A 26,896-nucleotide genomic window follows, 5' to 3' on the forward strand; every position below is an offset into this window, starting at 1 on the left:
ATGACATTTATAGTTGGTTGTATATTCATTGTAGTAGGTTTGCTTTTCTTGTTAAAGAATACATGGGTAAATTGTATCTTTGCTATTATTACTTTAGGAAATGGTGCAAACCTTATTATATTTTCTATCGGTAATGTTTTGGCCCATGGCTATCCTTTTAATGGTGAAGGGGAGGCATTCTCTACTGTACGTTTTGCTGATCCATTGACTCAAGCACTCGTCTTAACAGCAATCGTTATTTCATTTGCAACTCTTTGTTTTGTGATTTCTTTAGTAAAGAAAATTAATGATGTTCGCAAAGAAGAGGAGGCACAATAATGATAGATAATATTTTTATTATATTATTAATGCTACCAATGATCTCGGCATCATTATCTCTTTTATTTAAAAGATCAGATAAATTACGAACTATATTTACTAATATATTCTCATTAATTTATTTCGCATTAGCAGGATACTTTCTCTTCTCTTTTCAAGAGTCTTCTACATTTGTTGCTGGTAGTTGGGAGAGTGGAATAGGTATCAGTCTTAGTTATGATCTCTTTTCTGGAGTGATGATTTTTGTAATTGGGGCCATCTATTTCACTGGTGCATTATATGCTTATCCTGGTGTGACAGTAGAAAGAAATAAGGTCTATCACTTTCTTTATAATACTCTTTTTTTAGGATTAACTGGTGCATTTCTTACTAGAGATCTTTTTAACTTATTTGTATGGTTTGAAATTACTTTAATGAGTAGCTATGTTCTCGTCGTTCTTGATGGGAATACGAAGAGACTTAAAAGTGGTTTTAAGTATATTATTCTTAATTTCTTAAGTGGTCTGATCTTTCTTATTTCTATCGCTTTCATTTATAAGTTTACTAAAACTTTAGACTTTCAGGTTCTAAACGAAAGACTATCACTTTTATATACTAATGATCCTGGATTAGTACGATCTCTTGCGATCTCCCTATTTGGAGCATTTGCTATTAAGTCTGCTTTTTTTCCTCTATTTTTCTGGTTACCGGAGAGTTACCCAAAGTTATCACCTGGTTTAAGTGGCGTGTTGGCCGGTCTGCTTACTAAGCTTGGGCTATATGCAATGATGAGAATCTTTGGCCAGGTCTTTCCTGCAGATTTACAATTATTTTGGATCATTCTTATTTTATCAATTCTTACTCTTTTGATTGGGGTATGGTGCGCAGTTGTTCAAAATAAATTAAGAGAAATTTTAAGTTATCATATTATAAGCCAGGTCGGTTTTATAGGTGTAGGTGTGAGTTTCAGTATTCATCCTAATATTGCAATTAAGAATCTCGCATTGGCCTGTGCTCTTTTTTACATTTTTCACCATATTATAGTTAAGACAAATCTCTTTTTTGTTTCTGGATTGGTAAAGAATTTTGCTGCATCAGAGAAAATATCAAAACTAGGAGGACTCTTTAAAGCATCTCCATTGATATCAATTCTCTTTATGATTCCAGCGGCGAGTCTAATTGGAATCCCACCATTTTCTGGTTTCTGGGCAAAGTTAGGACTATTTAAGATCGCTGTGGAAAGCAGACTCATATGGATAATTTTACCAATGATCATAGGGAGCTTTTTTACTCTCTATAGTATGGTCAAGATATGGAGTGGGGTTTTCTGGGGTGAAGAACAAGAGTCAATTGATACTCTTTCAAGATCATCAATTATACGATCTTATATTTCTTGTTTTTTACTTTGTTTATTCACTTTAGTCTTAAGTTTTAAACCTCTTCTAATTTTTCGCTTAGCAAGAGATGTCGCAAGACTAGGACTAGGCTATTAACGGGGTATTTATGAAGTTATGGTATATATTACAATTCGTTGTACTCTATCTTTGGGACTTGTCTTTAGGAGCATTAAGAGTAGCTCAGGACGTCATTACGCCTAAAGACTTATCTTCACCTGGGATAATAAAGTTTCCTTTAGAGGTTAAGACTGATTTTGAAATAGCATTGCTATCAAATCTTATTACATTCTCACCGGGAACAATGGTTATTGATTTGGCACCTGATAATTCATATTTATATATTCACATGATGTTTTTAGAAAATGAAGAAGATGCCATTAAAGAGTTTAAAGAACAAATTGAAAGTCGAGTTCTAAGGATTTTACGATGAGTATACTAATGATGATCTCAACAGGTATTATCATTCTAACCTGCTTATTGCTTGTTTTTGAAGCTGTAAAAGAAAGGGATGTGCTTGTTAAAGTATTAGCTTTTGACTTGATTGGTGTGACTGGTGTTAGTCTTTTTCTTATGCTTTATACAAATAATAGAAATCCTTTCTTCTTAAATATTGCCCAGTTAATAGCAATTGTTGGGTTTGTGACTGCACTTGTTTTTGCATTTTACTTATCTGAAATGAGTAAGGAGGATAAATGATACAGCTTATAGGAGAAATTTTAATTTTTTTAGGCTCTATATTTGTATTCCTTGCAGTAGTGGGATTTATTAAGATGCCAGACTTTTATATGAAGTTACAAGCTGCTAGTAAAGCGTCTGCTTTTGGTGCTGCTCTTGTTCTGATTGGTTCAAGTTTAATTATTCCAGACTTGAATTTTGTAATTACAAACTTTACACTTTTTATTTTCTTATTAATTACAACGCCAATTGCAACACATGCCTTGGCGTATGCGAAGAAAAAAAGAATGAGTAATGGAGAAAGCGAGGCTTGGCCTCGCTCTTAGTATGACTCTTCAACGAATCTTTTGAATACTTCTTTGTGTTTTGCGAGATTAAAGTCTGCTGCTACAGATACTCGTACAATATAGTCTTTGTCACTTTCCTTAGTAGTTCCTTGAGTTGATGTGGCAGGCACAGTCCAGTAACAACCTTTTAGTTGTCCATAACTCACACAGTGCTTGCTTTCTTCCGGAATAGTGTCAATCATCATACGGATTAACTTGTGATTTAGTTCTCGTTTATGCTCTTCGTTGCGCGCTGGTAGATCGAGAGAGAAGACAGAGGGAGTAAAAGTCGCATCTGCTAATTCATGTGAAACAAAGTTGATCTTTGCTTTTGGTAGTATGTCTTGAATATAGTCTACAAAGCCACGAGTGTTGGCATATGCCTTTGCAATTCTTTCGTTCATACCAGGCATTTCACGAGTTAAAATTTGAAGTTGTAAATCAGTTGCTTCGTTGTCACATAATCGTAGATGATTTTCAACGTAACTCATATACTCTGCAGCACTGTCACTTGCAACAGCATATCCTGCAGTACAAAGACCTCCACTTGGAAACTTTGATCCACTAACATATGAAATTACTTTTACATCATTTAGATAGCCGTGATCACCAAAGAATTTAACATTTGGACAAAATGTTTGGTCGAGATTAAAAACAGCGCCAACTGCAGTGGCCCCATCATTAGTGAACCTTGGCTTCTTTAAAGTTTCTCGAAGTTTTATTAAATCAGGTATTTCAACTCGAGGGTTTGTGGGAATTTCCCCAATAATAAAAGGGACAGCATCAGCGTGTGCTACATCTGTTAAAATTCTCTCAAGCTCAGTAACCATATCTTTTCCACTATCTACAGGAAGATCAATGATTTCAACATTGTCGATACAAGCAGCAACACGTCTTGCTTGATCATTGGTACCTCCGTAACAATTTGGAGGAACGATAAACTTGATGTCTTTTCCAGGGTGTTTATTATTAGCAAAGTGGACTTGTCCCATCATGATGGCATATTGAGCTGATAGGCCACAATTACTAAAGGCCACTTGTGTATTTGAACTTGTAATTTCTTGTATTGTTTTTGTAAGATCTGACGTGTCTGTTTTTGTTATGCCGCGGCCAGCTTCACCTAAAATACCTTTGATTGCTGTTAGGCAATTTTGCGGAGTCATAGCAATTGATTCTCGACGTCTTACATGTTGAATCTCTTTAATATAATCAATATTATTATCATTTATTGAAATGACACTTCCGAGATTATCAAAAAGCGTTACATTTATTTCTGCCTTTTCACTACCATTGATCACTATCGTGGTACCATCAAAGTCTTTTTCCAACTGTTGTGTTTGAATAAAGTCATATTGATAAACACTACTAAAAAGTTCTGAAATAGGCTTTTCACTTACGATTTGGGTTTTCTTTCCTAAGAATTTATTTGCTCTCAGTACTGCAAGGGCTGGCATGCTTTGAGAAGAGAATGAAATAACACTTTCTGGGTTTAAATTCGATGCCTTGGCGATGGCCCATTCGAGAATACATGAAAGAGGATGGCCTAAGCGAATATAGTCGTAAGCTGTTGGTAATTTTTCTAACTCTTGATTTTCAAAGTTTGTAATCTCTTCAAGCTTTTGAAGAAACTCAACCTTTGCTAGTGACTCATTGTAAATATCGAGTCTATGTGTTGTTAAGCGTAGCCAATCTGAAGGCATATTTTCAATAATTTGCGCTAATTTATCCTTGATTGTCTTATCCATGAGTATGACTCCTTAAATTATATCAACTTTGATGGACCAGTTTACGTTAAAAATATCGATATGTCGGCCTTGTGAAGAAGATTTTATGTATCTTAAAGGGTTAGTGGGATTCGTTGCGTTAGCTAAGATTATTATAGTTCATAATTATAATGGACTTAGTTAATTTTCTTACTTATTTGTTCCGTGATTTCAGTGCCTTAGGTGACTTTTATGAAACTTGAGTCATGTTATAATGAATTTAAATAGGGATTATTATGAGTTTAAGAAATAGAGGATTTACTTTAGTTGAAATAATGGTTGCGGCAGGCTTAATCGGCATCCTCGCTTTAGCATTAATGCGAATGACCAGTACAAGCATGAAAACCATGAAGACAGCAAGTTCAACTAGTGAAATTAATCAAATTGTAGGGGAGATGAGGTCAATGTTAGCTACTCCCACTGCTTGTGAGAATAGTTTTCAAGGCCTTAATGCTAATGATTCAGGTCCTATCTCACAATTAAGAAATGATACTAATGAAGACCGTTACATTTTAAATAAGAAGTATAATGGTGTGACGATAGAGTCAATTAGACTTAGTTCAGCAGCTAGTGAAGTTAGTGTAAACTCGGGCTCAACTGGTGAGACCCATCTTATTATTCAATTCAATAAGGGAAAGAATACTTATAACGAAGAGCTTGTGAAGAAGATTAAGCTATGGGTACAGGTTGACCCTTCAGATGCTATTATTGATTGTCGTACATTGAGTGATGGCGAGAGTACTATCTTTTCAAGAAGTGCCACAGATCCAAATGATATTTATTATAATGCAGGAAATGTTGGTATCGGGACAAATTCACCTGTTACAAAACTTGATGTTAACGGTGGTATTAAAATTGGAAATCAAGCAACCTGCAATGCTTCTGTTGAAGGAACAATGAAGTATAATAGTAGCGATAAGGCCATGGAGTTCTGTGATGGGACGCAATGGAAAAAAGTTGGTGGAACTCCGACTTGTAAGGTTCTTGAAAAAAATCTACCACCAACTCATTCATGTGGTGGAGGTTATTGTGCTATTCAAACTGTAAACTGTGAAGAAGGATGGGTTCGAACAGGTGGTGGTTGTAGTAATAGCTGGTATGATGGCCATCGTATTGTAAAAGACTATCCAGTGGGAAGTGATGGTTGGAGATGTGTTGCACAGCCCGATAGCCGTATGACCCAAGGGAAAGTTTTTGTGATTTGTTGTCAGTAAAAAGTTAGAAGGGGACTTGCCCCTTCTAAAATATATATCTTCCTGTTATTCCAAAGCTTCGTGGCGCCTCTCTTTGAGTATAGAGTTCATCTTGCCAAGTCGGAGGCATATTCGCAAAATAGAATCCACGTAAAGAATAATTTTCGTCAAATACATTCTTGCTCCAAATAGAAATATCTAGACTTTCATTTCTGTATCCAATCTTTGCATCTACTAATTGATATGGACGTGATTTTAAATCGTGTGAGTTTGAAAAATAGAAGTCATCGGATGCAAAGAAGTTTCCTCCAATATAAGCTCCTGACTTAAATTTATACTCAAGATTTAGGTTTATTTGATAGTTTGGGGCATGTGGCATTTGTCGGCCATTTAGGTTTCTTGTTCCGATATTGTAATTACGATATCTCGTGTTTAAAAGTCCAATTGACCATAGTGCATTAAAGCCAAGTTCTTGTTTATAACTTGCTTCAAGTTCTGCTCCGTAGTTAATACCGCTTGTTGCATTATCTGTATAAAAAGTGAATGAGCTTGGGTCCATTGGATCATCTTGAAAAGAAGTCTTAACTTGTGCATCTTCCCTATACATAAAAAAGAGTGCTGTACTTAGTGAGATACGGGAGTCATCTAATTTGGCTTTTTGTCCAACTTCTAAAGAGTAGAGAGATTCTGGCTTAAATTCCTTACGATTCTGTGGCACTGCTGATTGAGTATTAATACCTCCTGGCTTATAGCCTTTTGCTATCTTAAGATAAGCAAGTTCTCCCAACAGGTCTTTTTTAGAGATTGAAATATTAAAACCATACATGAGATCTTCGGTATGAATATTTGAATTTGATCCACTATTATTTTCTTTGTAATCGACCTTTCGGAATTCTCCTCTAAGGCCGTATTCAAGAGATAGCTTATTATTTAAATCATGAATTCTTTGAGCATATACAGAAGCTAATTCAGTTCTAATATCTCCTTGAATATTCTTTCTTTCATTTCCATCTTCGTATCCAACTTCTTTAAAGTCTTCATCTGATGACTTTATATAGATGCCAAAAGTACTTTGATTACTTATATTAAAACGTTGATCAAGCGAGAAGTCTTCGCGACTTCTTGGGAACTTTATATTGTAATCGTAGTCAGCATTATAACCTGGAAGAGAATTCCAATATGGATTATTGCCCCAGTCTTCATCATAGCTATAAAATGAGTCGTTCTTTATATGGGTAAATATTGTGGTACTCATTAAGTTTGCATTAAACTCTTTTTCAAATTTTAGGTATTGAGAAAAAGTTTCACTCTTATCTTTTCCTGGCTTATCAGATTTAGTGGTGTAGGAATTATCCTGTGTAAAAGCATCGTAGCCATTATTCTTATCGAAATAATGAAGCCCGAGGGTTAAAGTCGAGTCATAGAAATCATGTCTAAGGCTTGCTCTTAAAGCAAGTTCATCTTGACCATTTGTATCTGTGCGATTGAGATACTCATTTTTCATAAAGCCATCACTATCTCTTTTATTAAAGGATATGGACATCCCTGTATTTGTAGAAAGCATACCGGTGTAACTTAATGCTTCTTCAAAGGTATTGAATGACTCATATGATAGATAGGTTTTAGTCTTAGAGATTATTGTTGGGTCTTGAGATTTTAAATGAATCATCCCGGCCATTGCAGAAGGTCCAAAGTCTGTTGCCTGAGGCCCACGAAATACTTCAATTTGTGATAAACCATTAAGATTAGTAACACCAGATATTCCTGTGTAGTCGACTTCGTCTACCATTACTCCCACTGAATAATTGGAAATTGCTTCATACGCAGATCTTTCCCCAATTCCTCGAATTTGGAAAAAGCTTGAACGAGAACTTCCATTTGCTGTATTTAGATTTGGTATTATCTTGAAGGCTTGACTCATATCTGTGCTTAAAGACTTCTGTATCTCCTTAGCTCGACGAACAGAAGTACTATTACTATCGCTATAATAGTCTTTTTCTATAAGTGTTCCATAAATGTAGATGGCATCATTCTTTGTTTGGGCAGTTGTGATTAGTGAAAATAGCACTACGAACAGTAGTCTCATCTGTGTCTCCTTACGCCAGCATTACCTGGATCAAGTTAGAAGGTTTTACGGCCATATCCCGTTATTCTCAGCCACATTTTGGTGTAGCTCCCTTGTGTAAATTTTCTAATGAATACAATATTGATTTTGAATATGCAAATCATTCATGGCCAAAGTTGTAAGCAAAGTGTTAGGTTTGGCCATGGATAAGACAATAGAGTTAGTAGCGTATGATGATTTTTGGTTGAAGGTTTTTGCAAAGGAAGAGGCTGCTCTTGCAAAACTTTTAAGAAATAACTTCATTGGTTGTGAGCATATAGGATCAACTGCGATGCCTAATGTTTTGGCCCGTCCTACTTTAGATATTCTGTGTGTTGTTCATACCCTTGATGGGATTGAATTATTCCGTAATGAATTTATGGCCCATGGCTTCTCTTTAGTTTCCAATGAATCTCAGCAATTTGTATTTGAGCGAAAGGCTCCAGAAGGTGATCGCGTTCTAACAAATGTTAAGATTTTAAAGAAAGGTGATGAAAGGATTAATGATATTCTAGACTTTAGAGACTATCTTAATGCTGAGCCTATGATTGCCACTGAGTATAAGAATGCTAAGCTTAATCTCGTGGAAAATCACTCTAATGACCTCGCTCTTTATGAGGGTATGAAACAAAGATTTATTGAGGCCGTCCTTTCAAAGATTCGCTAATTTTCATTGTATTTGTAATCAAGAAATTTTGGTCTTTTCCGATAAGTTTGCTATGCTTAGAGGTAAGATGTCGAAATTATTTATTAGTTTAATTTTATTGAGTAGTCTCTATGGCTGTAACCAAACCCAACATGTAATTGGGCGTGTTGAGGCATCATCAGAAATGATGATTGCAAGTCCACTTCGCCATGCAAATATTGTTAAAAAAGGTGAGGTTAAAAGAGGACAGGGACTATATCTGGCCTTAAAAAGTATTGATATCGATAATAAGCAGGCCTTGAAATTAATCAATCAGCTAAGAGATGAAGTTGAGTTTTCAAAGCTTAAAGTGGGTGATCGTCTCGAAGCAACCTATGATGAATTTAATAATCTTATTAAATTTTCTTTTTCTCAAAATGAATATGAAACACATGTCGTAACTCTTAATGAAAATTCTGGAAAATGGGATTATTCATTAGAGGAGTTGGAAACATATTGGCAACCTCGAATGATTGAGGGACAGCTTAAAACAGGATCAACTCTACAAGATGATCTTCTTGCATTAGGTCTTGAAAGATCAGTTGTAAATGAAGTGGTAAATGTTCTTCTATGCAAAGTGAACTTTAGAATGCACGCTCGAGCAGGAGATCGTTATAAAGTTCTTTTAAGTGAAAGAAAACACGATAAAAAAACTGTTCAAACAAAAGTTCTCTTTACATCTTATAGTGGAATCAAGGCCGGCAGCCATGATGCTTATTTCTATGAAGATAAAGAGAAAAGTTCCACTTATACAGCTCATTACACTCCAGATGGACAGGCCCTTATAAATGCTGGCCTAAGATATCCTTTACCGAGATTACATATTCGTTCAAGTTATGGATGGAGAATGCATCCTGTAACTGGAAGAAGAGCAATGCATCGAGGTATTGACCTAAGGGGACGTACTGGTGAAAGAGTTCATGCAGTGGCCGCAGGAAAGGTCATTATGTCGACTTATAATAAGTATGCAGGAAATAAGATCGCAATTCGCCATCGTGACGGTTCAACTTCTTATTACTATCACCTCAACCGACGAAGTGTTGGAGTTGGTGCCTGGGTTAGGTCTCATCAAGTAATTGGTACTGTTGGAGCAACTGGTCGAGTCACAGGACCTCATCTTCATTTTGGATTTAAAGATCGACGTGGTCGATGGATGAATCCTTTAAATAAACGAATGATTGCAACACCTAAGCTAAAAGGTGAGCGTTTGGCAAATCTTCATACACAAGTCCAAAAGATAAAAGGAACAATTGCTGATCTAGAAATTAGTAAAGATTCAAAGTATCTTGTTGCTAACTTAGATAAGATTAAGCGTTTTCCTAGTGCAATTGATCGCTTTGACTTTCTTCAAGAAGAAAACTAATCAATCCATTTAGGGAATAGACCAAGTTTATTATGTAAGTAGTAATCATGAGTAGGGATAATGATAAAGCCTCTGTCTTGCATCTTCTTTATCTCATCGATCTTTTTTCGAGTTAATTCTTTATCTGTATCAACGAGAATTGATGATATTGCGGCTTTATTTTGTATTGGCCTTAGCTGCCTCGTCGTCCAAATTGCATCACCAACAAAGAAATACTTCTTATCCTTAGAGTTTAGTATAAGTCCAAGTGAGCCATGTGTATGACCAAATAGAGGAACAAAGATTAAAGTTCCATCACCAAAATAGTCATAATGCTTTTTAAAGTTTAAATAGGACTCTTCTTTCCATTGAAAACTTTGTGTTTTGACGTCTTTAAATTGAGTGGGAAAGGTTCTATTTGCAACGGGGTGTTTTACTTCATGCTCTTCTTCTTTACTAATAATTACTTTTGCATTTGGAAAATCTCGAAGTCCACTCGCATGATCCCAATGAGCATGGGAGAGAATAATACTTTCAATAGTGTATTTATTATTAAGTTGTTTTTTTATAGACTGCTCTTTCTTATAAGCAAAAAGAGGCTTGGCCCACCAAGACATATCATTTTTGAATTGATAGTCGACCTCTTCTCCAAGCCCAGTTTCAAATAGAATTGTCTTTCCTTGATGTTGAATAAGAAATCCTGCATGATTTACCATCATTGTTTTAAATAGGCTTCCTTCTTCATAGATAAGTCCTTCAAGGGACTTTGCGGTTCCTGTCTTTATTATTGAAAAGCGTGGATATTCTTCGTTTGCATAGAGATTAATCATGAGGAAAATTGTAATTAATAGTTTCACTTGTATTCCTTTTGTAAGATGATTTACACTAGTATAAACCTTAAACTATACTTTAAGGTCAAGATGAAAGGTTAGCTTATGAAAATTGGTGAATTATCAAAAAAGACAGGTGTCGCAGCTTCTGCCATTCGTTATTATGAAAAGATGGAGCTACTTGTTCCTAGACGTGGTGATAATGGTTATCGGGAGTACCCAATTGAGGCAGTGGAATTATTGAATTTAATCTCACAGGCCAAGGATTTAGGCTTATCTCTTAATGAGATAAAGACTGTTGCAAAAGTTTTGGCCACCAATAATCCTAATGGAAAGTTGAGAAAGCAACTTGAAGATAAGATGCTTGAACTCGATAATCAAATCAAGGTCATTAGGAAGTTTCAAAAGAATATTAGAAATCTTCTGGACTCAAACTGCCCACTTTAAAAAAGAGGAAATACTTATGCCATATATAATCTCTCCATCGATTAAGCTTAACTCAAAAGGTGAGTGGCTTGAGGGAGTCGCTTATGAAAAAGAAAATTTATATAAAATTGAAGAGGGTAAACTTCCTCCAGTGCATTATGATGCACATATCTTAAGGCCCCATAGTTTAACTCATATTGAAACACCAAAACATACACAGAAAGAAGGAAAGTCTACGGACTTCTTTTTTAAAAATAACCCTAATCACTTCTTTGGCCCTTGTATTGTTATAAAGTTTAAAAATGAAGGTTGGAAGGAATTAGGTGATGGGCTTAAGCAAAAGGTCATTCAAGAAGAAGAGATTAGAGAAAAATTAAAAGGCCATAAAAGAATTAGTAAGGTTTTAATTTCGGTTGAAAATGTACAGGAGAATGAATTTGGTTTTCATGAGCCAAAACATGTATTAACTCTTTCACACGAGGCCGCAAGATATTTAACAAGCTTTGAGAGCTTTAATCTCTTTGGTACCTCATGGAAATCATCCGATTTTATGCCAGGCTCAAGTGAGAGGCCAATTCATAATGAAATCTTTAAGAATGCGTTAATTCTCGAAAATATTAACTTAAATGAGGTTCCAGAAGGAGAGTATTTCATTAACTGTTTTCCACTTAATATGGAAGGCTCTTCTGAATCTCCTGTTACAGCAGTACTTTTTGATAAAAATGATCTGTCGTCTTTTATCAATTAATGAATCCTTAGTGCTGCGTCGTGTTGTCTGCGCTTTGTTGAAGTAGAAATCGGTGTACTGACTCAATTATTTATTGTATCCATAGATATTATTTTGTCAGATATAACTAAATTAGGGGCGGTATGAAATCAATAATATTATTAATATCTTTTATTGCTAGTACATATACTTTTGCAAATGATAGTCGTTTATTCGAGGATATATTAATTCATCTAGAAGAAAATACCGAAATCATTGAAGATGGAAAAAGCTTTGGCTCTAGAAAGAAAACTTTAGAGAAATTAGAAGATAGAAATCAATATGCTCTTAAGCTACTTGAAGAACTTGAATTACAAGTTAAAAATACGAATGTGGATTTAAGCCTAGAGATCGAATCCTTAAAACACAAACTTAAGAGAAAAGATCAAGTCATTAGAAATACAAAAATTAATCTTACTCAAGAGATAAAAAAACTAGAGGAAGAATTAATGACAAAAGATCATATTATTAAAAATATGAATCAAGATACAACATGTACTTTAAATGTTTTTCGCCAAAGCTTCACTGGTGTTGCAAAAGATAAAGAATCAGCTAAAGCAAAAGCATTAATTATGTGCTCAAAAAAATATGATCTGCAACTACAATGCCTAAGAGGAAAGTTCGAAGGCTGCTAGGTAATTCTAGGCACTTAGCTACTTATTCAAATACTTCTTAATACTTTCACGTAATTGACTATATATCCCTACTTCACATTTACTTTGTGGAGATAGGGAATATTTAACACTGAGTGAAGTGTATACTTTTGTACAATAAAATTTGTATTGTAAGTTTTATACGATCTTTAATTTACGATTTAAGGCCAAAAATAATCATGATACAAAGAGTAAACAAATGGAGATTTATATGAAGCAAAAATTACTAATAGTATCAGTTATCTTTCTTTCACAATTTACGACATATGCAGAAACTACGATCTTCTCAAATAGTGAGGGATGTGTAGTTGAAAAAGAACAAAGAAGAAATGGAGTTATTTTATATCTATCTAAGGGTGATCAACAACAAGTTGTTGGTTTTACTAATGATTATCAACTTGCTGACTTTGTTTATTGTGCAGATGATAAGACTGAAATTAATTATCTTGATGGATCTCTTGGGACAGGCATTATGATTTCTTGTAATGGTCATAGAAATGGTCATGCTGTGACAAGAGGACGTGTTGATATTTCTTTAGATACTGATGGAAACCCAACAGAGGTTAAAATAGATGGTCAAAAGAAGGGCCTATTTACTTGGAAACAAAAAACTTTAATAGAATGTAATAATTTAGTTCAAGAATAATAAATATTTTTCTAAGGCCTTACTTAATCCAATGTAAGGCCTTATCTGGTTTAGCGTAGCTTAACCTACCTATATGCTTCGGCTTTGAGTATGAATCTAGGCCCGATACACAAACTGTCTGAGCTAGATGAATATCAATATGGCCATCATCACATATACAAGATTCTGGTAAGTAGACGTTCTTTATCTCGCCAATAATAAAATGTGTTCCATTCTCTTCGATTTTTATTTCTCTAACAAATTTAACTGAGAACTTAATTTTTGATTCTGCTACAAATGGAGCTTTAAAATTGTCTTTAATTTCTTCAGTCAGTTTACAAGCATTAAACTCACTTACATCTTGTGGATAGCGAGCACTTGTTTGGTGGGCCTTTTCGACTATTTCTTCATTGATATGATTAATTGTGAACTCACCATTTTCACGAATATTATTAAGAGTATCCCTTCTGGATACATCTGGTCTAATGACCATGCCAATAAGAGCAGGGGAAGCGCCTAAGTGAACGACAGAACTTACTACCGATAGGTTTGTTTGACCTTGATTATTTATTGTTCCAATTAGATTCGCTGATTTAAAGCCAGATAAAGAATTAATAACCTTAACTCTTTTTCGATCATCAAATGCTTTAAAATCCTCTTCACTGATTCTTTTTATGTTGTCTTTTACCATGGAAGCTCCTGTGCATCCCAAGATAGAAACTTACCTGTGTCATGACTATCTCGGTTCTCAATTACATTTAGTATATTCGATGCTGTTTCATGTGTCTCGTGAATCTTATAAGTAGTTCTTTTAATAAATGGCTGCGAAAGCTCTGTCTTAGTCGTTCCAGGGTGAACAGCTAAGACAACACATTTCTTTCGCTTTCTTGTAAACTCAATTGCAATAGTTTTAATCAACATATTTAAGGCCGCTTTTGAAGCACGATAACTATACCAACCTCCGATGCGATTATCTTCAATACTTCCCACTTTAGCAGAAATCGTTGCAAAGACACTTGTTACATCGTTATTGAGTTGTTTTTCAAAATGTTTGGCCAGTAATGGTGTAACAATTGAATTAACTCTCATGACCTCAATAAATGCTTCACAGTTAAAGTCCTTAAGAGATTTCTCAGGTAAGATATCATCATTATGAAGCATACCTATACAGTTGACGATGAGATCTAATCCAATATTCTTTTCTTTAATTGAATTTGAAAGGTTACAAATTTCACTCTCTTTAGTTGCATCTATTTGTATGATCTCTAAACGATCTTTGTACTCACTTTGTAAGGATAGGAGCTTTTCAGCATTTTCTCTTTTTCGATAAGTGGCCATAATTCTTGTTTTTGAATTTTTTACTAGTAGGGTATGAACAAGTCCAAAACCAATTCCATGGCCAGCACCTACTATCAATGCGTAATTACAACTGTTAAGCCTGAATGACATAATATGCCCTCGAAAAAATAGAGTTATCTTATATTGTTAGTGTTAGAATAAATGGACAGATGAAAAAAATAAATAAAATTAAAAATAAATTTATCTCCAGACAAATGGGGGTTGCCAAATTGGCCTTGAAAATGGGCAAGGATGTTTGGTCTAAACGTAATGAAGATCTTAAAAATAAGCTAAGTGGTGGGATTGCCCCCCATGTTGAATTAATAGCAAATGAACTTGGTGTAATGAAAGGTTCATTGATGAAAGCTGGGCAACTTCTTTCTACATATGCTGGTGCCTTCTTACCTCCTGAGGCCCAAAAAGTTTTAAAGCAATTAGAGAACCAATCTTATTATTTAGATTGGGAGCAAGTCAAAACTCAAGTTCCTATAGACTTTCTAGATCGTCTGGAAATAGAAGAGGAGCCTATTGCTGCCGCTAGTTTAGGGCAAGTCCATCTGGCTACATATGAAAATGCACGCTATGCCATGAAGATCCAGTACAAAGGTGTGCGAAAGGCCATTAAGAATGATGTGAAGGCACTGAAGATGTTAATGAAGATCCTTAATGTCATTCCTAAGGAAGTGGACCTTCGTGAAATATATGAAGAGATTGAAGATATGCTCTTTTTAGAAACTAATTATATAGAAGAAGCAAAATCAATTAATAAATTTAAAGAATTATTAAAGGACTATCCTCAATTTAAAGTTCCCGATATTTTAGAAGAATTTTCAAATGAAAAAGTTCTTACCATGGAGTATCTTGATGGCCATAGTCTAAGAGAGTTAGAAAATCTAAATCTCTCTCAAGATGACCGTAATGAGTTAGGTCGTGAATTTATGCGTCTTATGTTTCTTGAACTTTTCCATTTTAAAAAAGTACAAACTGACGTTCATATGGGAAATTATATTTTACTTCCTAATAATCAATGGGGACTCATTGATTTTGGAGCATCTAAAACACCCCCTGATAGTTTCTTAAAAGGTTATCAAACTTTAATTATTGCTTGTGCAAATCTAGATCGAAAATTATTCTTCCAAAACTTATATGATATGGATTATCTATCAAAGAATAAGCAAACAAATGAGGACTTTTTTTGGGAGTATGCAAGAATTATAGCTGCCCCTTTTCAGGATGGAGTTTATGACTGGGGGCGCTCAAATGTCGCCGATAAGGTTATGGAGATGGCACCAAGATTAATGAAAGAAGTTGCTGTTGGAAACCCTTCTCGTCACACGATATTCTTAGATCGAAAAATAGGCGGAGTATTCTTTGTTCTTCAAAAGCTAGAAGCATGCTTTGATGTACGGTCTTTGCTAAAAGAAGTTTTAGAAATATCTGGTGAATCTGATCTTATCAAATAAATAATCTATTTACGATAGAGCTGATAGTAATATTCTTTTATCGTTTCATTAATTGGACGATAATTAACAAGCTCTAACTTTAAGGATTTTGAATTATCAAAGTATATTTGATGACCAACGTTCTTTTTTACGTACTCTCTTGTGAAATCAACAAATGGGGCAATTAACCACAGTAGAAACTTTGGAAGATGAAAGCGTGGAAATAGTAAACCTCCCACTTCATTTCTTAATATTCTTCCAATATCAAGTAAGTTACAATTTGCTGCGGAAATAATATTTCTTCCGTCAATATGGAAGTTTGTTGCTGCGTTGATATGAGCTTTTGCAACATCTCTTACATCTACGACTGCTAAGTTTATATCTGGACAGCCTAAGGCCATTGTTCCATCACAGAATTGCTTGAATATCTTTTTTGACTCATAACTTGCTTCTGGGTTTACTGCTGGCCCAATAATCCAAGATGGGTTAATTACGACTAAACGCCAACGATTTTGTTTTTCTTCGATATCCCAAGCTTCTTTCTCTGCCATAACTTTAGAATATGAATATGGTGCATGATCTAGCGAAGAGGTGTCATTCCAGTCGGCTTCTGAAAATGTTGGATCTTTTCTGGTACTGGCCTCAATCGTATCTCCGAAAATACTTGCGATACTACTTGTTAAGACAACTCTCTTTACGCTTTCAATTTTATTTACTGTATTGAGAATATTTCTCGTACCCTTCAGTGCGGGTTCAACCAATGCTTTTTGAGGATCTTTTTTTAAGTCATAAAAGAATGGAGAGGCGGTATGAATAACTACTTCACATCCTTTCATGGCCTCTTCATATGAGTTTTCAATCATAAGATCTGATTTAAAGAATTTGATTTTACTGGAGTCTTTAGTAAGGCTCCTTAGGTGAGAAGTCTTTAATTCATTTTGTGGGTCTCTAACTGCACAGTGTACAGTAAAGCCATCTTCTAAGAGGTATTTTACAATCCAGCTTGCTAAGTAACCTGTAGCACCAGTTACTAGTATAGGTTTGTCTTTATCAATATGCATAAAATCCCCTTATTATACTTTCTTAATAGGGTATTTATCTGTTTGCTCCCAGTCAAGTTCTTGTTATTAATCGTTATAGGAGTGTTTAAGCTAGATTGATTCTTTCTAGTAAGTTAAAATTGATATCAACACTCAGTATATGAAGGTAGTAAAATGAAGCGATTGTCCCTGATTATTTCTCTTTTTTTATTAATGAATAATTCTAATGCTTTTCAGTTTTTAAAGAGTTCTTCATTGTTGAATAAGCACAATGTAAAAGTGTATACGGGAAAATTAGTTGAAAAAGAAAAATCTTTAATTCTTGATAGTAAATTCTCTAAACTAGATTCTGATAAAGTTTATCAAGCAACTTACAAAGGTAAGAAAAAGATAAATGCACAGGTGAGTGAGTATTCTTATAAAAACTGTGGTGAAAAGACGAAAGGCGCTCTCTTAAAGATTAACACTTTAGACAGTCGAATGGTCTTTTACAATGTTCCAAAGGGGATGGAGATTAAGTGGAGACGTATTCAGGAAGTTCAACTATTTATGCCTCCACAATGCTTATCTACGATTGTAAAATCCCCTCAAGATCAAATACGTTATTTTACGACTGTTGGTGATAAGGATCATTTCTATATGGCAATGATCTTGAAAAATAAGGAGAAACACCTTGAATATGGTCAATACGTCAAAAAGGAAGCCAGCTCTTGTGATAAGAATACAGTCTATTCTAAAGTTTATAATATTGATGGAGATATTGGAGCAGCAAATAATGTAACGAATTTCTTTGGGCTTTTAGAGATAAAATTAAACAACTCTAAGGAAGAGTGGATTATTCTCGATGCTCATGGATATGAAGGTGATGGGATTCTAGCAATTCCATATAAAGACTTTTTAAAAGGTGACTTTAAAAATCAAGATTGGCTAATCTATAACGGCTGTTAATAAGCCTAGGTTGTCATAATGTTATTTTCTTAACTCTAAATTAACTTAACTATACTCTTTTCAAGTTTTCATCGTGATAAGATTGTCTTTGTATGAAAAATGCTGCGACCTATGTTTTATCATTAAGTTTATTTGTTTTGGCTGGGGCCATTATAAACTTCACTATTGAGTTTCATAGGGCGTTTAAGCTTGTACCTGAAATCTCTGCCACAATTGATAAAGTCCCTCAAAGTATATTGCAAACCTCAAATGAAATTCAAAAATCACTTCCAATGGTTAATAAATTTGTCTCTCAATTGCCTAAGATTTTAAAAGAGGTCAAAATGACTCGTGAGTTAGTACCAAGTTTTTTAGATCGTGCAGAAGAACTTGTTAATAGAGCTGGTGATATTGTTGGTGATGCTAAGAATATAGGGGAAGAGTCAAGCTCTGGTGCCGTCGTTGGTTTTTTTAAAGGGGTTGTAAAGGCTCCATTTGCTCTTATCGGAAGTGTCTTCACCTTTAATGGTATTGAATTAACAAAATCAGATTCCCGTATATTACAAAAGACTGGTCGCGAATTACTTGAGTCGGGAAGACTTAAGAAAAAAGAGTATTGGAAGAACACAACAACTGGTAACTCAGGAAGTCTAGAAATTATCGCTCAAGATAAAAAGAATAATTGTTACACTCTAAATATTGAACTCACTATTGATAAAGAGGGACAACCTTCACAAATAGTTGAGGTATGTCGAGATGTAAACGGTACTTGGAAGATAAAGTGATTATTACTTACGACGACGATGCTTTCCTTTTGCATTCTGCTTTCGTTTCTCTTCGCGCTTAGTTGTTTTTCCACTTAAATTAAATTCTTTATCAAGTTCTTTAAAGAGCTTGTCGTATTTACTCTTTTTCTTTCTACGTTGTTGCTGTTGTTGTGGCTTTTTCTTAACTTGGGCCTTAAGGGCAGACCTTTTTTGAATGCGGTGATCTTCTGAAGAAGAGCCTTCAATTAATTTATAAAGAGATGCAATTTCTTGATCGTTGAGCTCTCGCCAGTCACCAACTCCAAGTCCATCAAGGCCTATATTCATAATTCGAATACGATCTAGCTTTGTTACATTATAGCCAAAGTATTCACACATTCTACGAATCTGACGATTTAGTCCTTGAACGAGGGTGATTTTAAATACCATCATGCTCATTTGTTCGACTTTACATTTTTTCGTCATAGTTCCAAGAATCGGAACTCCACCGGCCATGCCATTTATAAACTTATCATTGATGGGCTTATCAACGGTAACGACATATTCCTTCTCGTGGTTATTTCCTGCACGAAGAATTTTGTTAACGATATCACCGTTATTAGTTAGAAAAATTAAGCCTTGTGAGTCTTTATCAAGTCGGCCAATTGGGAATACTCTCTCAACATGGTTGACGTAATCGACAATATTATCTTTTTCGCTACTCTCTGTTGTGGAAACAATACCGCGAGGCTTATTTAAAGCAATAATAATTTCTTTTTCTGCAACTTTTGGTTTTACAACCTGGCCTCTTACTTCAACGACATCGCCTTCAAATACACGATCTCCAATTTCAGCAAGCTTGCCATTTATCTTCACGATCTGTTGTTCAATTAGGTCATCAACTTCACGACGAGAGCAGATTCCACTCTGACTAATATATTTATTAATTCTCATTGAATTATTATTTTCCATGCCAGTTATTTAACATATTTTTAACTCATAAATATAGTTTAAGACGATTTATTGCTATTTTTTGAGTAAAAGTTACATTTCACTAAGTTAAAGGTGAATTATTTAATCATTCTGATACATTAGCTTCCAAATTCTGGGGGGAATTATGAAAATCTTAATCACTTTTGCTATGTTAGTAGCAGCGTCACAAATTTATGCGCAAATACATTGTAAAGATCTTAAATCTGTAAAATTACGTCGTTTTGACTTTAAAACCAAGCCTTATCAGGCAAGTGATGTCTATGCCGAAGTCGCTGGTGGGCGAATTGAATATACATATCGCTATCAAGATAGAAGGGGAATGGGGCCAGGACAGCTTTGGGCCAATGAACGAATCTCTGGTACAAATATTTTCTATGATAAAGATAGGGGGCGTTGTAATGCTGCTCCAGGCTTTCGCTTTCTTTGCAAGTTTGATCCTATTATCGCTTATGATACTGCAAAGGTTACATATAATGAGAAGTCTCGTGAGCTTAAAATTGTAGAAAAGCGTATTAGTACTTCTCGTTTAAGTGAATGGGAATTAGAAGAAGCCTTCTATGATTCACCTGCAGATGGAATTATAATTTTCAAAAATTGTAGAGAATACTAACTACTAGTAGCTTCTATTTTATTGTGCTATTTAAGCCCATGAGCAAAAAGAAGAAGTCCGGTATGGCATTACAAGGTGTAGGAATTGCACCAAATATATTACTTCAACACGTTGAAAATACGGCCCCTTTCTTATTTAAAGGTGAGCTAGATACATCAGGTGAGAAAAGGGCCTTTCTAGAAAAGCTCAAATTCTACAAGAAGAATTTAAAACAGCTAAATAATATTAATCTTGCTGAATACTTCCACATTTGTATCAGTGCTCATTGGGCAACAGCTGGTACTTTTGTTCCAACCGATGTGGATAACCAAATCCGTGAGACTCTTTGGAAGCATGGGCATATCTCAAAGCATATAGAGAAGATGGCCCGTTTAACGATTGAATCTTGGACTTGGGATTACTCTCAAGTAACTAGTCGCAAAGCCTACAATAACGATAATAATACAGTCATGAGTACTCATGAGGGAACATGGCTAAGTGTTGCTATTGGTGCTTACTGCGCTCTTGTTAAAAATCGTAAGACTGAACTTGCCTGCGATATGGCCGATGTCATTTTAGAAGAGATTAAAAAAGAAGAGCTTATTATGCTAAAGCTTCGTGAGGAAAGGGATCATATCAATTTCCTTAGAGCGGCTCCTCTTATGGCCCACAATTTTGGTGATCTTGACCGAGTTATGGTTCAGTGGAATATGGACCCTGAAGATGCTTTCTATAAGCGAATCTTTAAGCTTGGGCACCAGTTAAATGAAAATTATGATCCAATTCTAGTTTACACTGGAAAGGTAAATAAAGAATTTTCTTCAAAAGAAAATCACCGCCATATGGCCATGAGACAGCCAAAGTGTCTTAGAAAATCATCTCAGTTCTTAATTCCAGTTGGACCATTTATGGATGATTGGGGAAAGGTTCTAGGTGAAAGTGATCTTCTTTCTATGGAAGAAAAAGCTGAAATTGTAACGGCATTCTACGACGGTTATAAGAGACAAGATGAGGCTTTCGGTTATATTAGAGGTTACAAGAATCTTATTGAGTCTATAGATGGTGGTCTTGCTGCCCTTGAGATGTATTTACCATTTGATCTTGTTGCTGAAATGAAGAAGTCTGAGTTTAGTACTCTTGCTAAAGTTTCACGTGAAGAATTTGAAGATAGCTATAAGAAGCGTCTTGAAGAATATATTTGTCCTGTTACAAATATGAAATTCTAATTATAACTTTTTCGAGCATTTGTGTAATTATTTAAAACCGTAAGCTTCTTGTCGTATTTACTTTCCATAAGAGGAGAGTTGATAAAGAAGTCTGCACTAGTTTGATTACAGGCCATCGGAATATTGTAGAGTGTTGCAATTCTAAGAAGCGCTTTAATGTCAGGATCGTGGGCCATGGACTCAAGAGGATCCCAAAAGAAAATAAGCATATCAATTTTACCTTCAACAATGGCCGTTCCTATTTGAAAGTCACCACCAATAGGTCCACTTAGAAACTTTTCAATAGTAACACCTAACTTTTCTTCTAAAAGCTTACCTGTTGTACCTGTTGCACAAAGTTTATGTTTTTGAAGCTTTTCTTTATGTTCTAAGCTCCATTGAATAAGGTCATTTTTTCTATGGTCGTGGGCCACTAAGGCTATTGTTTTCTTTGTCATAGCCTTAGTTTATGCCCACTATTTAATGAAGTAAAGCTTAGGCGACCCTTGGTCCTGATAAATTTTTTGCTAGTGAGTTACTAAACCTTTCTCTTTTCCATTTCAAAAGTTGATCATCAATTTCATCTTCTAACAGTGTGAAAGTTAGATAAGGTGTATGGGCAACTTTCTTTGCATAAAACTTCTTACCATAGGACTGGATTGTCAGTTGTCCGATATAATTCGTCTGGTGTTTCTTGAAATCAAGTTTATAAGAACTACTTACTGGGCATCGATCCATGAGCCTATCAAGTTTTTGTTTAATCTTTTGATACTGGTTTTGATTGAGTTCAATACCAAAGTAAGAAACCATTGGTTGCATCGAAAAACCCGAGTTACTTTCTTTAAACATAAAGCCTCCTTGATACTGTTGTAATGTAAAAAAGATTCTTTAGAGGTGTAAATTCAGTAGGTTACCTCTCGATAATACTATGGTAGCAAAAAAATAGGAGTCAAGACAAGATGAATTTTTTTTCGTCATTTTAAATATTTAAGCCTTGTTTATTTTATGGCGACTTATTCTTAATTGCTTCTTGTAGAATTACTAGTGAATAAAAAGTTAAGGCTAATAGGTTGATGTTTTAAGAATTTCTATGATTTTTTTACTAACTTTATTTCGATGTTTTTCAGGACGGTAGATAAGACAAATTTCATCTTTAAAGATTGGCGCAGTCTTTAGTTTATTTAAAGTAGGGTACTGAGCAGCAACTCTTGATGGAAGAAGGCCATAACCAAGTCCCAAGGATGTGAGATTGGCAACAACTTCTAAGTTTGCTGAATTAATATGGCCATCAAAATCAATTTTCTTGGCAATTTTTTTTAAGATATATTGTGACTGACTAAGACTGGCATCAAGTATCAGTTTGTTTTTTGCATTCTTTAAATGAAAGATCGATACTTCATCAAGACATAGTTTTTTTATGACAAGATCTGGGTGTTTTATTGGATTGACTACAATACCAAAATCAGCTTCCCAGCTAATGACCTTTTCTGTCATTTCTCTTGAAAGACCGTGAATAAAATTAAATCCTATATTAGGGTATTCTTTTTGAAGCTCTGGCATAAAGCACTTAAGGGAGTAAAGTGCTACAGATGGATGAATTGCAAAAGTATAACTTCCTTGAGCAATATCTCCTTCTGAAGATACTAAGTTCTGGGCCTCTTCCCATTCAAAGATTAGCTTTCTTGAACGTTTTAAAAACTCTTCACCAAGTTTGGTTAACTGGATACCATTCTTAAGTCTTATTAGTAGATCGCCTCCAAGCTCTTTTTCTAATCGCTTAATGGCATAGCTTAGGGCCGGTTGTGATATTCCGATTTTCTCTGAGGCCCTTGTCACATTCAAGGTCTCACTAACGGTAATAAAGTATTTGATATCATCCAATATTAACGACATTATTGATTCCTTTAAAATCGAAACTCACTTTCGAGTCTATATGTGGTTCCGTGTGATTCTGTTTTTCCGATCTTTAGTCCCAAGCTAAATCGATTGTCTCTACTATTTGCTTTTAACTTAAAGTAAGTTTCTTTTTCGTGGCCTGTGGTCCAGTAACCAGTTTGACCAGAGATAGGGCGACTTGTTCCTAACTGAAAAGAGAAAAGATCATCACCGGATCTCACTTCAGCATTGAAGTCCATCGTTGAACCATTTTGCTTTAGGTAGAGTGTGTTTTCTAAAGTAAGGGTATATTCATCAGAGATCGGTGTATTAAATTGATTTTTTATTGTTGTACCAAGATAGTGAAGTGAATGGTGACTTTCATTTCTGATATCATCTTTCATAATAGAGGCATGGGCCGTAACAATTCCTCTCCATGTCATATTTGCAAAATTACTTTCGGCATATAGAGAACTGGCAAGCATATGATGCTCACTTCTAAAGTAGTCACCATCTAGTGCATCAATCTCATTATTTTCATCGAGTTTTTCATTTGAGTAATCTCCTTTTCCCATCGAACCACTAACGAGTACTCTTGTATCAGCATATATATTCTTTAAGAAACCAAAGTCAGTCTTTCCCGTTCTAAGTTGTGCTTCTATGCCACCAAAGATACCTATACTTTGACTGTGAAATTCACGATGCTTCAAGCTTTTTCTGGAATGATATCCTGTTGCTCCTGCATTTAGTGTTAAATGTTCAGTGTCTCTTCTAAGAGATACACCTGCTCCAAGAGTATTTAATCCCGAAGCATTATCTGAATAGAATGCAGTTGCAGTAAAAATACCTTTAGTATAATCAACAGAGCTAAAGTTGATACCATCAAATTTAGAGCCAGGTGAAGATAAGTTATTATCGAAGCCTAGTACCTTATTTAAAACATAACCTAATTCAGTTGATAGACGATCGTGAGGTGTTCCGTCAGCATTAAATATGCGATAACTAATTCCAAAGTCAGCAAGACTTGAATCTTGAGATAGTCCTTGAGCACTTGGCGATTCATTAATTCTAACTTCTCCATAATTTAAGCTAACGATTCGATCCTTATTATCAGGATCTTGCGCAATAACCATGGCATGGCCATCTCCAGCCGTTGCATAGGCGAGTATATATGTTTCACTAATACCTAGGTCTTTAAGGACTGTTGCTTGTGCTACCGCGATATCACGGCAAACACCAGCATCATACCCATTTCGTTGTGCTCTATAGATTTCGTCTTGTGAAACAATTCCATCTGGGTCGCGGTCGTGATCATAGTGATTGTTCATCATATGGCCCAGTATATGTCCGATATAAATTTTTTGATTGAAATTCATATATTCTTTCGCTTCTGAAAGAATATTTTGTCTTTCTAGTGAGTCATCTGCAGAGATAACGAGACCGGCAACGACATTTGAGAAATATACTTGTGCGTCTTTTTCTCCAAATTGATTCTGTGATTCATTATAGATTTCATCGAGATCACGCTGATGGTATGTCGTGCAATTATTTTCAAGGCAATTAACAATATTGCCAATAATAAATTCACGATACTTAGTTTTAAACCAATATGAGCTTTCATTATATTCACTATTATAAGTTAATTCCTTGGCGTCATATTTAATTTGATGATCTTGATAGAATGATTTCTCGATTGTGAAATCAATGTCTGCAAATACATTCAGACTGCATAAAAATGTTATAAATAGGATCTCTCTCATTCCTGTAATTAAATGCAAAGAAGATGCCAGAAGTTGAACGTCATTTATAATAGATATGGCATCTTGGCCGTGGAATTTTGTACGGCCGCTTAAAGTTTAAGCATTTGCTTATCTGAAGAAAATATTGCTTGTCGAATTAAAGTTTTACATGGCAAACTTTAGTGTTGTGATTTCAGTAAGATATACAGTTAAACTTAATTAAAACATAAACTAATAAAAAGTTCTTAAGTATCTGAAAATATTAGACGAGAAGTCAGTTACTAAGGGAGCTCGATGAATTTACTTGGTTTTTTTATTCTATTTACGTTTGCAAACTTATTTCTATTTCTAGCACTCTATCAGGCTTTACGTTGGTATAAGTCGATTAATAAGAAGCTAGCTGTCTTAGAAGAGATAACTATGGAAATGGCCGAGCTGCAAAAGAAGTTTTCCAACTTTAAAGTTGAGGACAATTATTTAAAACATAATTAAGATTGCTGTTTGTTTCTTCATGCAGCAGTAAACCCCAAAATTGCCTTTTCGGTTTCTCGGCCGAAAAGGCCTTTTATATCTTAACAACGAGCTGTACTTCATCACTGTTAGAACGTAAGATATAGTCATCAATAATAAATAGGCTCATGCATAGCAACCATGATCGTATTAGCATCAAGGTAAAAGCTAAATGAACCTTTCAAAAGAAACTTTTCTAGGACTACTAGAAGGTAAGAACCCTAGTACTCTAGAATTAGGGCCTATTCAACTTGCACATCTCTATATTAATTCGGCATTTCTTGTCACTGTCACAGGTTTTCTTAAGGATCAATTATGGCTAAAGCGTCAAGAAGAACGAGATATTTCGTACTGTGATTTTATGACTCCACTTTTTTCAAACGATTTATTAAGAATATCTTTTTTAAAAGATTTTTTAATTGCTAGTGGTGAAACGAATTTAAAAAAGCTGGCCAAGGACTCAAAAGTAATTGAAGAAAATGTTTTAAAACAAATTCTTGGCGCATGTGAGCTCTCTCAAAAAGAATTTGTCATTGAGTCTTTAAAGGAGATGAGTCTTTATTTCTTGGCCGAAGAAAAGGCCCAAGAAGGACGACTGCAAAGTCTTGGTCATAAGGGACCTGATCTTTATCGTACATTTGATAATCTCGATGATCTCTTTAACCTCAATTACCAATTAGATCGAGATATGATTTTTGATTCTACTATTAAAGAGAGGCTGTATGCAGGAGCCGGTGTAGGAGTTCAATCTGGCTATTCTACAATCTTATTGGCCATGGAGAATATGCAGTTAAAGCAAGGTGGAAAGGTTATTGATCTTGGATCTGGTTATGGGAGAGTTGGATTAGTGTGTTCTCTTTTGCGTCCGGATGTCGATTTCATTGGTTATGAATTTGTCCCTCATCGGGTTGAAATATCAAATATAGCTACAAAGGCTTTTGGCCTTGAAGAGAATTTAAGCTTTCAAGTACAGGATCTGTCACTGGCCTCTTTTAAGATTCCAGAAGCCGATGTTTATTATCTCTATGATCCTTTTACTAAAGAGACATATCACTATGTGCTAGGGCAAATTGTGGAATATAGTAAAGATAAGGAGATAACTATCATTACAAAAGGTAATGCTAGGGGCTGGCTTATGGATATTGCAGAAGAAAACTCTTGGCCTAGACCTGTAATTATCGATGAAGGTAATCTATGTGTATTTAAAACAAGAGAATAAGTATAATTGTAAGTTGTTGAAATTGTATTGTTTAGGTGAATGGATATAAAATTTTAGTGTAAAGATAACCCGTAAGTCGCGTTAAATACTTTAATTTGTTGCCCTGTGTGCAGAAAGTCGGTATAAGGAATTAATTGTATTTGATTTTTATAGTTAGTTCCTTGTTTATCTTAAAGTTCCTTCCTATTTTA

The 26,896-nt window shown here is 34.9% G+C and carries 30 protein-coding genes and 1 riboswitch; of the genes, 19 read left to right on the forward strand and 11 right to left on the reverse strand.

What is annotated here, in order from left to right:
• The 5 genes from ACMAZI_RS12705 to mnhG are packed head-to-tail and all read left to right on the forward strand — an operon-like array spanning window position 1 to window position 2,695.
• Complete coding sequence (locus ACMAZI_RS12705) at window positions 1-318, forward strand: NADH-quinone oxidoreductase subunit K (RefSeq protein WP_120404370.1); 318 nt, start codon at window positions 1-3, stop codon at window positions 316-318.
• On the forward strand, window positions 318-1,790 hold the full coding sequence (locus tag ACMAZI_RS12710; RefSeq protein WP_412474230.1) for a complex I subunit 5 family protein: 1,473 nt from the start codon (window positions 318-320) through the stop codon (window positions 1,788-1,790). Before ACMAZI_RS12705 ends, ACMAZI_RS12710 begins: the two co-directional genes overlap by 1 nt.
• Before the next feature lie 10 nt (window positions 1,791-1,800).
• Window positions 1,801-2,124: a Na+/H+ antiporter subunit E gene (locus ACMAZI_RS12715; protein WP_115361208.1), complete on the forward strand. Its 324-nt coding sequence runs from the start codon at window positions 1,801-1,803 to the stop codon at window positions 2,122-2,124.
• The gene (locus ACMAZI_RS12720) at window positions 2,121-2,390 is read left to right on the forward strand and encodes a monovalent cation/H+ antiporter complex subunit F (RefSeq protein ID WP_120404372.1); all 270 of its coding nucleotides are present in this window, start codon (window positions 2,121-2,123) and stop codon (window positions 2,388-2,390) included. The genes ACMAZI_RS12715 and ACMAZI_RS12720 overlap by 4 nt, the downstream gene beginning before the upstream one ends.
• Complete coding sequence (gene mnhG / locus ACMAZI_RS12725; protein ID WP_334679022.1) at window positions 2,387-2,695, forward strand: monovalent cation/H(+) antiporter subunit G; 309 nt, start codon at window positions 2,387-2,389, stop codon at window positions 2,693-2,695. Before ACMAZI_RS12720 ends, mnhG begins: the two co-directional genes overlap by 4 nt.
• On the opposite strand, the gene ACMAZI_RS12730 is transcribed toward mnhG, so the two are convergent.
• Complete coding sequence (locus tag ACMAZI_RS12730) at window positions 2,692-4,440, reverse strand: cystathionine beta-synthase (RefSeq protein ID WP_412474231.1); 1,749 nt, start codon at window positions 4,438-4,440, stop codon at window positions 2,692-2,694. The two genes, mnhG and ACMAZI_RS12730, sit on opposite strands and share 4 nt — an antisense overlap.
• Window positions 4,441-4,694: 254 nt before the next feature.
• On the opposite strand from ACMAZI_RS12730, the gene ACMAZI_RS12735 reads away from it, so the two are divergent.
• Window positions 4,695-5,672 (forward strand): type II secretion system protein, encoded by a 978-nt coding sequence (locus ACMAZI_RS12735; protein WP_412474232.1) that lies wholly within the window; start codon window positions 4,695-4,697, stop codon window positions 5,670-5,672.
• Between the two features lie 25 nt (window positions 5,673-5,697).
• On the opposite strand, the gene ACMAZI_RS12740 is transcribed toward ACMAZI_RS12735, so the two are convergent.
• The gene (locus tag ACMAZI_RS12740; protein WP_412474233.1) at window positions 5,698-7,737 is read right to left on the reverse strand and encodes a TonB-dependent receptor; all 2,040 of its coding nucleotides are present in this window, start codon (window positions 7,735-7,737) and stop codon (window positions 5,698-5,700) included.
• Window positions 7,728-7,841, reverse strand: a riboswitch (TPP riboswitch). It overlaps the preceding gene by 10 nt.
• A gap of 77 nt (window positions 7,842-7,918) precedes the next feature.
• Between ACMAZI_RS12740 and ACMAZI_RS12745 the strand changes: the two genes are divergently transcribed.
• Entirely contained in the window at window positions 7,919-8,422 is a 504-nt protein-coding gene (locus tag ACMAZI_RS12745; protein ID WP_158536842.1) for a GrpB family protein, read from the forward strand.
• Window positions 8,423-8,474: 52 nt separating this feature from the next.
• Window positions 8,475-9,803, forward strand: a complete 1,329-nt coding sequence (locus ACMAZI_RS12750; protein WP_115361195.1) for a M23 family metallopeptidase — start codon at window positions 8,475-8,477, stop codon at window positions 9,801-9,803.
• Here ACMAZI_RS12750 and ACMAZI_RS12755 read toward each other — a convergent pair.
• Window positions 9,800-10,639, reverse strand: a complete 840-nt coding sequence (locus tag ACMAZI_RS12755; RefSeq protein ID WP_115361193.1) for an MBL fold metallo-hydrolase — start codon at window positions 10,637-10,639, stop codon at window positions 9,800-9,802. The two genes, ACMAZI_RS12750 and ACMAZI_RS12755, sit on opposite strands and share 4 nt — an antisense overlap.
• A 78-nt stretch (window positions 10,640-10,717) precedes the next feature.
• On the opposite strand from ACMAZI_RS12755, the gene ACMAZI_RS12760 reads away from it, so the two are divergent.
• The 4 genes from ACMAZI_RS12760 (at window position 10,718) to ACMAZI_RS12775 (ending at window position 13,103) form a co-directional block, all read left to right on the forward strand.
• On the forward strand, window positions 10,718-11,059 hold the full coding sequence (locus ACMAZI_RS12760) for a MerR family transcriptional regulator (RefSeq protein WP_115361191.1): 342 nt from the start codon (window positions 10,718-10,720) through the stop codon (window positions 11,057-11,059).
• 16 nt (window positions 11,060-11,075) lie between these two features.
• Window positions 11,076-11,786: a cyclase family protein gene (locus ACMAZI_RS12765; protein ID WP_115361189.1), complete on the forward strand. Its 711-nt coding sequence runs from the start codon at window positions 11,076-11,078 to the stop codon at window positions 11,784-11,786.
• 122 nt (window positions 11,787-11,908) lie between these two features.
• Entirely contained in the window at window positions 11,909-12,439 is a 531-nt protein-coding gene (locus ACMAZI_RS12770; protein ID WP_412474234.1) for a hypothetical protein, read from the forward strand.
• 229 nt (window positions 12,440-12,668) lie between these two features.
• On the forward strand, window positions 12,669-13,103 hold the full coding sequence (locus tag ACMAZI_RS12775) for a hypothetical protein (RefSeq protein WP_133296918.1): 435 nt from the start codon (window positions 12,669-12,671) through the stop codon (window positions 13,101-13,103).
• Between the two features lie 19 nt (window positions 13,104-13,122).
• Here ACMAZI_RS12775 and ACMAZI_RS12780 read toward each other — a convergent pair whose 3' ends face one another.
• Together ACMAZI_RS12780 and ACMAZI_RS12785 are read right to left on the reverse strand one after the other, a co-directional pair.
• Complete coding sequence (locus ACMAZI_RS12780) at window positions 13,123-13,773, reverse strand: flavin reductase family protein (protein WP_115361183.1); 651 nt, start codon at window positions 13,771-13,773, stop codon at window positions 13,123-13,125.
• A complete protein-coding gene (locus ACMAZI_RS12785; RefSeq protein ID WP_412474235.1) occupies window positions 13,767-14,531 on the reverse strand; it encodes an SDR family NAD(P)-dependent oxidoreductase in 765 nt (254 codons plus the stop codon). Before ACMAZI_RS12785 ends, ACMAZI_RS12780 begins: the two co-directional genes overlap by 7 nt.
• A gap of 59 nt (window positions 14,532-14,590) precedes the next feature.
• Here ACMAZI_RS12785 and ACMAZI_RS12790 point away from each other — a divergent pair, with 59 nt between their 5' ends.
• The gene (locus ACMAZI_RS12790; protein ID WP_412474236.1) at window positions 14,591-15,883 is read left to right on the forward strand and encodes an ABC1 kinase family protein; all 1,293 of its coding nucleotides are present in this window, start codon (window positions 14,591-14,593) and stop codon (window positions 15,881-15,883) included.
• A 5-nt stretch (window positions 15,884-15,888) separates the two neighbouring features.
• On the opposite strand, the gene ACMAZI_RS12795 is transcribed toward ACMAZI_RS12790, so the two are convergent.
• Entirely contained in the window at window positions 15,889-16,923 is a 1,035-nt protein-coding gene (locus ACMAZI_RS12795) for an NAD-dependent epimerase/dehydratase family protein (protein ID WP_412474237.1), read from the reverse strand.
• Window positions 16,924-17,160: 237 nt separating this feature from the next.
• Between ACMAZI_RS12795 and ACMAZI_RS12800 the strand changes: the two genes are divergently transcribed.
• Together ACMAZI_RS12800 and ACMAZI_RS12805 are read left to right on the forward strand one after the other, a co-directional pair.
• Window positions 17,161-17,850: a hypothetical protein gene (locus ACMAZI_RS12800; RefSeq protein WP_412475128.1), complete on the forward strand. Its 690-nt coding sequence runs from the start codon at window positions 17,161-17,163 to the stop codon at window positions 17,848-17,850.
• A gap of 92 nt (window positions 17,851-17,942) precedes the next feature.
• A complete protein-coding gene (locus tag ACMAZI_RS12805) occupies window positions 17,943-18,614 on the forward strand; it encodes a hypothetical protein (protein WP_115361173.1) in 672 nt (223 codons plus the stop codon).
• A gap of 3 nt (window positions 18,615-18,617) precedes the next feature.
• Here the strand turns inward: ACMAZI_RS12805 and rluF are convergent, their stop codons facing one another.
• Window positions 18,618-19,547, reverse strand: coding sequence for a 23S rRNA pseudouridine(2604) synthase RluF (rluF, locus tag ACMAZI_RS12810; protein WP_115361171.1), 930 nt, complete (start codon window positions 19,545-19,547; stop codon window positions 18,618-18,620).
• Between the two features lie 145 nt (window positions 19,548-19,692).
• Here rluF and ACMAZI_RS12815 point away from each other — a divergent pair, with 145 nt between their 5' ends.
• Both ACMAZI_RS12815 and ACMAZI_RS12820 read left to right on the forward strand, forming a co-directional pair.
• Window positions 19,693-20,178 carry a hypothetical protein gene (locus ACMAZI_RS12815; protein WP_412474239.1) on the forward strand — a complete coding sequence of 162 codons (486 nt, stop codon included), beginning with the start codon at window positions 19,693-19,695 and terminating at the stop codon, window positions 20,176-20,178.
• A gap of 38 nt (window positions 20,179-20,216) precedes the next feature.
• On the forward strand, window positions 20,217-21,383 hold the full coding sequence (locus ACMAZI_RS12820; RefSeq protein WP_133296916.1) for a hypothetical protein: 1,167 nt from the start codon (window positions 20,217-20,219) through the stop codon (window positions 21,381-21,383).
• Here the strand turns inward: ACMAZI_RS12820 and ACMAZI_RS12825 are convergent.
• The 4 genes from ACMAZI_RS12825 to ACMAZI_RS12840 form a co-directional block, all read right to left on the reverse strand.
• On the reverse strand, window positions 21,380-21,820 hold the full coding sequence (locus ACMAZI_RS12825; RefSeq protein WP_115361166.1) for a methylglyoxal synthase: 441 nt from the start codon (window positions 21,818-21,820) through the stop codon (window positions 21,380-21,382). The genes ACMAZI_RS12820 and ACMAZI_RS12825 overlap by 4 nt on opposite strands.
• 37 nt (window positions 21,821-21,857) lie before the next feature.
• Window positions 21,858-22,211, reverse strand: a complete 354-nt coding sequence (locus tag ACMAZI_RS12830) for a hypothetical protein (RefSeq protein ID WP_115361163.1) — start codon at window positions 22,209-22,211, stop codon at window positions 21,858-21,860.
• Window positions 22,212-22,424: 213 nt separating this feature from the next.
• Window positions 22,425-23,255 carry a LysR family transcriptional regulator gene (locus ACMAZI_RS12835; protein ID WP_412474240.1) on the reverse strand — a complete coding sequence of 277 codons (831 nt, stop codon included), beginning with the start codon at window positions 23,253-23,255 and terminating at the stop codon, window positions 22,425-22,427.
• A gap of 11 nt (window positions 23,256-23,266) precedes the next feature.
• Window positions 23,267-25,015: a hypothetical protein gene (locus ACMAZI_RS12840; RefSeq protein ID WP_412474241.1), complete on the reverse strand. Its 1,749-nt coding sequence runs from the start codon at window positions 25,013-25,015 to the stop codon at window positions 23,267-23,269.
• A 255-nt stretch (window positions 25,016-25,270) separates the two neighbouring features.
• Here ACMAZI_RS12840 and ACMAZI_RS12845 point away from each other — a divergent pair, with 255 nt between their 5' ends.
• Window positions 25,271-25,468, forward strand: coding sequence for a hypothetical protein (locus tag ACMAZI_RS12845; RefSeq protein ID WP_412474242.1), 198 nt, complete (start codon window positions 25,271-25,273; stop codon window positions 25,466-25,468).
• Window positions 25,469-25,658: 190 nt separating this feature from the next.
• On the forward strand, window positions 25,659-26,705 hold the full coding sequence (locus tag ACMAZI_RS12850; RefSeq protein WP_412474243.1) for a methyltransferase domain-containing protein: 1,047 nt from the start codon (window positions 25,659-25,661) through the stop codon (window positions 26,703-26,705).
• Window positions 26,706-26,896 lie beyond the last annotated feature (191 nt).

Source organism: Halobacteriovorax sp. YZS-3-1 (assembly GCF_047084945.1).
GTDB classification, from domain to species: Bacteria; Bdellovibrionota; Bacteriovoracia; order Bacteriovoracales; family Bacteriovoracaceae; genus Halobacteriovorax_A; species Halobacteriovorax_A vibrionivorans.